Annotated in this window: 1 protein-coding gene; it reads left to right on the top strand. The window is 53.5% G+C overall.

Going from position 1 to position 434, the window contains the following annotated elements; all coding sequences use genetic code 11:
• The coding region (locus AC3DEV_RS17200; RefSeq protein ID WP_488372909.1) for a hypothetical protein at positions 1-434 on the top strand (434 nt) is incomplete at both ends.

Here is a 434-nt window from a genome sequence, read left to right on the forward strand (position 1 = left end):
GCAGCGCGCATCAATGCGGGCGCGGATGTGCAGCTAACGTGTGGGTATGTCAGCGCGTTATCGGTGGACTTGCTGGCGCAGGTAGGCATTGAGAGCCGCCGCGTGATGTTCCTGACGAAAGCAGAGTATGACGGTAACAACGGCCACACAGCGCTTTCTGTGCGGATCGGAGATTCGTGGCACTTTACCGACCCCGATTTCGGCAGAATGTACACAGTCCCCGTTTACGAAATGCGTGGGGATCGTGGCGAGTGGACGGAAATTGGAGAGCAATATGCCGATCCTGAAGACCCTGCAGTATACCCCCGCCACATTGATAACGGAGTATGGGGAATTGAAGATGGGGATCATGTTGTATTTGATTGTGAGGATATGAACCCGGCGCTAGTAAGTCATGTCCTCGACTATGCACCGGGTTACTATCAATGTTTATC

The sequence above is a fragment of the Dietzia sp. IBK-p2-15D genome, assembly GCF_057773105.1.